The 6,266-nt window shown below is 69.7% G+C and carries 4 protein-coding genes; 3 read left to right on the plus strand and 1 reads right to left on the minus strand.

Features of this window, described 5'->3' with window-relative positions:
* Positions 1 to 44 precede the first annotated feature (44 nt).
* Positions 45 to 2,090, plus strand: coding sequence for a tetratricopeptide repeat protein (locus NRP21_RS26255; protein WP_257719204.1), 2,046 nt, complete (start codon positions 45 to 47; stop codon positions 2,088 to 2,090).
* Between the two features lie 304 nt (positions 2,091 to 2,394).
* Entirely contained in the window at positions 2,395 to 3,417 is a 1,023-nt protein-coding gene (locus NRP21_RS26260) for an LLM class flavin-dependent oxidoreductase (RefSeq protein ID WP_257719205.1), read from the plus strand.
* Positions 3,418 to 3,490: 73 nt separating this feature from the next.
* Here NRP21_RS26260 and NRP21_RS26265 read toward each other — a convergent pair whose 3' ends face one another.
* Positions 3,491 to 4,516 carry a sulfate ABC transporter substrate-binding protein gene (locus NRP21_RS26265; RefSeq protein WP_456300252.1) on the minus strand — a complete coding sequence of 342 codons (1,026 nt, stop codon included), beginning with the start codon at positions 4,514 to 4,516 and terminating at the stop codon, positions 3,491 to 3,493.
* 316 nt (positions 4,517 to 4,832) lie between these two features.
* Between NRP21_RS26265 and cysG the strand changes: the two genes are divergently transcribed.
* Positions 4,833 to 6,137 (plus strand): siroheme synthase CysG, encoded by a 1,305-nt coding sequence (cysG, locus tag NRP21_RS26270; protein ID WP_257719207.1) that lies wholly within the window; start codon positions 4,833 to 4,835, stop codon positions 6,135 to 6,137.
* Positions 6,138 to 6,266 lie beyond the last annotated feature (129 nt).

The following is a 6,266-nucleotide window of genomic DNA, read 5'->3' on the forward strand; positions in this document are numbered from 1 at the left end:
CAGCGGGGAAGGCTCCGCACAGGACCGGAGATTGCACAGTCCCCATGAGCCAGATGTCGACCAGGATTGCTGATCCAAAGGACATGCGAGCCTCTGTCCGCTTGGCCAGCCAGTTTATGGCCGAGAATAATTTCGACGCCGCGGACAGCATTCTTCGGGCTACCCTGCGCGAGAACGTCGGGGCTCCGCTGCCCCTTTTGCGGTTGGCCGAGGTTTGCTTACGGCAGGGTGCCATGGCCGAAGCTCAAAGCCTGCTTGATGGCCTGATCGCCGCGGATCCTGACAATGGCGAAGCGCATAATCTACTCGCCTCCGTGCATCAGCGCCTGGGAAGGTTGAAGGAGGCCGAGGTCTCGGCCAGCCGCGCGCTGGAACTGGAGCCCACCAATCCGGGCAGGCTGCGCCGCCTCAGCACCATCCTGCTAAGCCGGAACGAGACCGAGCAGGCGCTCACTCTCGCCCTGAAGGCGATTGAAGTGGACCCGCATTCCTCGTTCAACCACTTGCACATCGCCGGTGTGTACCAGCGCCTCGCTGATCTCGCGGCAGCTGAGGCCTCGGCAGAGCGGGCGCTGGAACTTGCGCCTCAGGACACGGCTGCCCTGCGTCGCTTGAGCGATGTCGTGGCACGCCGCGGCGACGACGCCCGGGCCCTCGATCTTGCGTCCCGGATGATCGCCGTCGAGCCCGACCGACTGCTGCATCGCCTCTTCCTGATTTCCCTGCACTTCCGTGCAGGCGATCTCACTGCGGCACAGGCAGCGGCTGGGCAGGCGCTGGAGCTGGAGCCGGGCAGCGCGCCGGTGCTCCGCTGGCTGGCCATGATCGCCATGCGCGCAGGGGACCACGAACTGGCTTTCGCGCGCGTCAAGGAGGCGGTCGCTGCCGATTTGAATGATACTGAGACGTACAGCCTGCTTGCGACGATGAACCTGCAGGCGGGCGATCTTCCGGCGGCGGAGACGGCGGCCTCTCGGGCGCTGGAACTGGCGCCCGAGAGCCTGCCCATGAAGCGCCGGCTAAGCGACGTTGTGGCGCAATCGGGCGATCTCGGCCGCGCCTTCGCCCTGTCGCAAGAGGTCCTAGCCGCCGACGAGACCTCTGCGAGCAGCCACTTTCACCTTTCAGGCTTGCACATGCGGGCGGGTGACCTGGACGGGGCGGCCGCGGCCGTATCCCGCACCCTTGATTTGGCGCCCCGGGACGTCGCTGCCCTGCGCCGTGGGGCCGACATCGCCATCCGGAAAGGCGACCTGCCCCGCGCGGCGGCCCTGGCCGAAGCAGTGATCGAGATCGATCCTACAGCGCCGGTCGGCTATCCGCTTCTCTGCACAGCCCACCTTCGTGCCAACAGGCTGGACGACGCCGCAGCCGTCATCGCCGGGGCGATGAATGTCGCTCCTCATGACGCGGGCGTGCTGCGCAGCGCGAGCGACATCGCAATGCGCCAGGGTGATCTGCCAAGAGCTCTTTCCCTCGCGCTGAAGGCCCTCCAAGTCGATCCGGGCTCTGCCTCGTACTCCCTCGTTTCCACCCTGCACCTCCGGCAGGGAGACCTCGATGCGGCAGAGGCCGCAGCCGTGAAGTGGTTCGGACTGGCGCCTTCCCTGCCGGCTCCCATGGTCCGGCAGGGCGAGATCGCGATGCATCGCGGTGATCTAGAGGACGCGGTGGACTGGACCCGCCGCGCGATCGAGGCGACGAAGGCCACGAAGTCCACGGATCTGTCCGCCTTCCGCCAGCTGGCTCGCCTCTATAGCAACCTGGGCGATCTCGATGCCGCAGAGGCGGTGCTGCAGGAAGGCCTGGATTACCGGCCCGATATGGATCTGATGTGCCGCATGGCGCAGAGCTTGCAGCGCGGTGAGCATCCGGCCGAGGCGATTGCCTGGTTTCGGAAGGCTGTTTCCCTTGAACCCGCGCTGACCCGGCCGCGGTTGATGCTGGCGGACGCGCTGCTTCGGCAGGGATTACTCGACGAGGCGGAGCAGGAGATCGAAGCGATCCGCAAGATCGAGCCGGACAGTCCCGAGTTGCAAAAGCTGCTAACTGGCCTGGCCACTCGGCGCCGACAGGCAGCCCGGCGCTAGCCGGCCCCGGCCTTTTCCCCCCACTGCCAAGGCGCGATGCCTGATTGCCGTCAGGCGTCGCGCCCCAAGACCCCCCTGAGAAGCCGATCCACGCTTCCGGGCAAAGCCGCCCTTTAGGCAGGGATCAGCGCGTCCTGCGCAGGAGCATCACACGAGGCTAACTGGGAACCGGCATCGCGCCATGGCATCCGGCCAATGATCGTCATCGGCCCCGGTAATTGGGCAGGCCAGGGCAAATCCATATATCCGGGGCCACCTCATCAATTCCGGCCGGTCGCGCCCGCCCCACTGGACCACGCCCACCATGAAGAAAATCGGTTTCCTCTCCTTCGGCCACTGGAACCCCTCCCCTCATTCCGGAACCCGCTCCGCCGCCGATGCCCTGCTTCAATCGGTCGAGCTCGCCATCGCGGCGGAGGAGCTGGGTGCGGACGGCGCTTATGTCCGCGTGCACCACTTCGCCCGCCAGCTCGCCGCCCCCTTCCCTCTCCTCGCCGCCATGGGCGCGCGGACCAACCGGATCGAGCTCGGCACCGCCGTGATCGACATGCGCTACGAGAACCCGCTCTACATGGCCGAGGATGCCGGCGCGGCTGACCTCATCAGCGGCGGGCGCCTCCAGCTCGGCCTGAGCCGCGGCTCACCGGAGCAGGTGGTCGATGGCTGGCGCCATTTCGGCTACGCGCCGGCCGAGGGCGAGACGGAGGCCGACATGGGCCGCCGCCACGCGCAGGTCTTCCTCGACGTGCTGGGTGGCAAGGGCTTCGCGCAGCCGAATCCACGCCCGATGTTCCCCAATCCGCCCGGCCTCCTGCGCCTGGAGCCCCACTCGGAAGGCCTGCGGGAGAGGATCTGGTGGGGTTCCGGCTCCAACGCCACCGCGGTCTGGGCGGCGCAGCAGGGCATGAACCTGCAGAGCTCCACCTTGAAGGACGACGAGACCGGCGAGCCCTTCCACATCCAGCAGGCCCGTCAGATCCGCGCCTACCATGAGGCCTGGAAGGAGGCCGGCCATGCCCGCATGCCGCGCGTCTCCGTCAGCCGCAGCATCTTCCCGCTGCTGGATGACCGCGACCGCGCCTATTTCGGCCGGAGCGGCAAGGAAGCGGACCAAGTCGGCTTCATCGACGAGAAGACCCGCGCCATCTTCGGCCGGGGCTATGCGGCCGAGCCCGAGGAACTGGTCCGGCAGCTCCGCGCCGACGAGGCGATCGCCGAGGCGGACACCCTGCTGCTGACGATCCCGAACCAGCTCGGCGTCGAGTACTGCGCCCACGTCATCGAGGGCATCCTGAAGCACGTCGCCCCGGCCCTGGGCTGGCGCTGACCGCGCGCCCGCCATCTCCCGGCAGCGGCCGCCGGGCGCCCGGAAACGGGCACCCGGCGGTGCGCGCCAAGCCTTAGCGGCTCGGCTTGTAGATGCGGTCGAAGGTGCCGCCGTCGGCGAAGTGGTCGCGCTGCGCCTTGGCCCAGCCACCAAACTCCCCGTCGATGGTCACCAGGTTCAGCTCGGGGAAGCGCACCGGCGCGGCGGAGAGCGCCGATGCCTCGCGCGGGCGATAGAAGTTCTTCGCCGCGATCTCCTGCCCTTCCGGGCTGTAGAGGTACTTCAGATAGGCCTCTGCCACCGCCCGCGTCCCGCGCCGGTCCACGTTGCGGTCCACCACCGCCACCGAGGGCTCCGCCAGGATGGAGAGGGAAGGCGCGACGATGTCGAACTGCCCCTCGCCGAACTCCTTCTGCGCGAGGTAAGCCTCGTTCTCCCAGGCCAGCAGCACGTCGCCCTGGCCGCGCTGGACGAAGCTGGTGGTCGATCCCCGCGCGCCCGTGTCCAGCACGGGCACCTGGCGCAGCAGCCTGGTCATATACGCCTCCGCCGAGGCGTCGGACCCGCCGGGCTGGCGCCGCGCCCAGGCCCAGGCCGCCAGGTAGTTCCAGCGCGCCCCGCCAGAGGTCTTCGGGTTGGGAGTGATGATGCTCACCCCCTCTTTCACCAGGTCGCCCCAGTCGCGCAGGCCTTTGGGGTTCCCCTTCCGGGTCAGGAAAACGATGGTGCTGGTATAGGGCGCGCTGTTGTGCGGCAGCCGCCCGATCCAGTCCTTCTCAATCAGCCCGCGTTCGGCGATGGCGTCCACGTCGTAGGCCAGCGCCAGCGTCACCACGTCGGCCTGCTGCCCATCGATCACGGTGCGCGCCTGCGCGCCCGATCCGCCATGGGAGGTGTTCACCCGCACGCGCTGCCCGCCGTTCTCCTTCGCCCATTGTGCGGCGAAGGCGGTGTTGAAGGCGCGGTACAGCTCCCGCGTCGGGTCGTAGGAGACGTTCAGCAGCGTCGGCGGGCTCTGCGCCGCGCCCGGGCGGGCTGCGAGCGCAGCGAGCGAGGCGCCGATCGCGGCGCGGCGGGTCAGGTCGTGCTTCATGATCATGGGTCCTCGTCGCGGGTGGGTCGATGCTCGCCCGCCAGTGTGCGGCCGATCAATAAGGCTGTTGCGTCAAAGGGAAGACAACTGCGTCAAAGGATTGTTGCGAGCCCGCCGAGCCGCTTGAAAGGCAGACACCTCCGGCATCCGCGAGATCCTGGCCGTCCGGCCGCGTTGACGCTCATTCCACGCCCTCATCCGTGTTGCGGCAGTGGATTTTGAATTGTACCATTGTGCAAGAGACGATCCTTTTCCTTCTCACCCGCCAGACAGCAGTTTTCGTCTCCCGGACACCGGCGCGGGAGAACCGGGATTCGGCCGCATGCAGCACTTCCCAGCCTTCCTCGACCTGCGGGGCCGCACGGTTCTCGTCCTCGGGGAGGGCGAGGCTGTGGAGACGAAGGCGGCGCTGCTAGCGCGGGCCGGCGCGACACTGTTGCGTGCCCCGCGCTTCGCCGGATCGCTCCCAGCGGGCTGTGCGCTCGCGATTGGGGCCGGTGCCCCCAACGGGGATCTCGAGGCGCTCTCGGCCGCCTGCATGGCGCAGGGCATTCCCGTCAACATCGTGGACCGGCCTGCCCTCTGCTCCTTCGTCGTGCCGGCCATCGTGGACCGGGCGCCGATCACAATCGGCATCTCCACGGGCGGTGCCGCCCCCGTGCTGGCACGGCTGCTCCGCGCCCGGATCGAGGCCGTGCTGCCGCCCACCCTCGGCCGGCTTGCCGCCCTTGCGGACCGGTTCAAGGCCGCCGTGCGGAGCGCCCTGCCCGACCTGGCAGCGCGCCGCCGCTTCCTCGACGCGGTGCTCACGGGGCCGGTGGCCGACCTCTCCCTCGCCGGGCGAGAGGCGGAGGCGGAGGCCGCCTTCGGCGCGGCGCTGCGCGCGGCGGATACCCGACCCCAAGGCGTGGTCCACCTCGTCGGCGCGGGGCCGGGCGCGGCGGACCTGCTGACGCTCCGCGCCCTCCGCCTGCTGGGCGAGGCGGACGTCATCGTCCACGACCGGCTCGTGAGCGAGGAGGTGCTGGACCTCGCCCGCCGCGATGCGGAGCGCATCTATGTCGGCAAGAAGCGCGCACATCATTGCGTGCCGCAGGAAGGCATCAACGACCTCCTCGTGAGCCTGGCCCGCGCCGGGAAGAGGGTCGTGCGCCTCAAGGGCGGCGATCCCTTCATCTTCGGCCGCGGCGGTGAGGAGGCCGATGCCTGCCACGCCGCCGGCATCCCTTGCGAGGTCGTCCCGGGCGTGACGGCGGCGCTCGCCTGCGCGGCCGCACTCGGCACGCCGCTGACCCACCGCGACCATGCCCGCACCGTCACCTTCGCCACCGGCCACACGCGGGAAGGACGCCTGGACCTCGACTTCGCGGCGCTGGCCCGTACCGGACAGACACTTGCCATCTACATGGGCGTCACCACCCTGCACCTGCTGCGGGACGGGCTGGTGGCCGCCGGGCTTCCGGGTGGCACGGCGGCCGCCCTCGTCGAGCGTGGCGGCAGCGCGGCCCAGCGCTTCCTACGGGGCACCCTGGACCAGGTCGTCACCGAAGCACCCACATGGCACAGCGGCGGGCCCGTCATGATCCTGATCGGCAGCATCGCCGCGCAGCGTTACGACAGGAACTGATCCTTCAGTGACGGTCTGCCGGGGGGGGGGGGGGGGGGGGGGGGGGGGGGGGGGGGGGGGGGGGGGGGGGGGGGGGGGGGGGGGGGGGGGGGGGGGGGGGGGGGGGGGGGGGGGGGGGGGGGGGGGGGG

Origin of the sequence: Roseomonas populi (genome assembly GCF_024594815.1) — a bacterium.
Lineage (GTDB): Bacteria > Pseudomonadota > Alphaproteobacteria > Acetobacterales > Acetobacteraceae > Roseomonas > Roseomonas populi.

Coding starts and splice junctions, on each gene's coding strand:
- NRP21_RS26255 (WP_257719204.1), top strand. CDS start 45: ATGAGCCAGATGTCGACCAGGATTGCTGATCCAAAGGACATGCGAGCC.
- NRP21_RS26260 (WP_257719205.1), top strand. CDS start 2,395: ATGAAGAAAATCGGTTTCCTCTCCTTCGGCCACTGGAACCCCTCCCCT.
- NRP21_RS26265 (WP_456300252.1), bottom strand. CDS start 4,516: ATGATCATGAAGCACGACCTGACCCGCCGCGCCGCGATCGGCGCCTCG.
- cysG (WP_257719207.1), top strand. CDS start 4,833: ATGCAGCACTTCCCAGCCTTCCTCGACCTGCGGGGCCGCACGGTTCTC.